Consider the following 788-nt stretch of genomic DNA (forward strand, 5'->3'; position numbering starts at 1 on the left):
TACTTCCAGCGCCACGGCGACCAGTCCGACGCCCTGGCGATGATCGCCGCCAAGAACCACCACAACGGCGTCCAGAACCCCTACGCGCAGATGCGCAAGGATCTCGGCTTCGAGTTCTGCCGCACCGAGTCGGACAAGAACCCGTTCGTGGCCGGACCGCTCAAGCGCACCGACTGCTCGCTGGTCTCGGACGGCGCCGCCGCGGTGGTGCTCGCCGACACCGAGACCAGCGAGCAGTCGGTGCGCTTGAGCGGTCCGGCCACGAACGGGTTCTTGTCCGACTCGGTGCGGCAGAACTCGAAGCCGAGATCCTTGCGCATCTGCGCGTAGGGGTTCTGGACGCCGTTGTGGTGGTTCTTGGCGGCGATCATCGCCAGGGCGTCGGACTGGTCGCCGTGGCGCTGGAAGTAGGCGCCGGCGATGTTGCCGAACACGCCGGCGAAGCCCGCCGGGTTGTCGCCGTCCTCCGGCAGGTAGGACGCCTTGAGCAGGGTGCGGCCGATCTCAGGGCCGGGCGTGCGGGTCATCTGCTCGACGCCGACCACCAGCACCACCCGGGCGCGCTTGGCCTCGATGGTCTTGATGCCCTGATGCACCGCCGCCGAGCCGGTGGCGCAGGCATTCTCGACCCGGGTCGCCGGCTTGAAGCGGAAGCCGTCATCGGCCTGGAGCACCAGGGAGGCGGTGAAGTCCTGCGGCGTGAAGCCGGCGTTGTAGTGGCCGAGCACGATCTCGTCGACGTCCTGCGGGCCAATCCCCGCATGAGCGAGCGCCTCGTTGGCGACGCG

At 68.9% G+C, this 788-nt stretch carries 1 pseudogene; it reads right to left on the bottom strand.

The features are described from left to right. Window positions 1-179: 179 nt before the first annotated feature. Window positions 180-788, bottom strand: a pseudogene (locus VQ02_RS33795) (thiolase family protein); the annotation flags it as partial.

The organism is Methylobacterium variabile, from assembly GCF_001043975.1.
Taxonomy (GTDB): Bacteria; Pseudomonadota; Alphaproteobacteria; order Rhizobiales; family Beijerinckiaceae; genus Methylobacterium; species Methylobacterium variabile.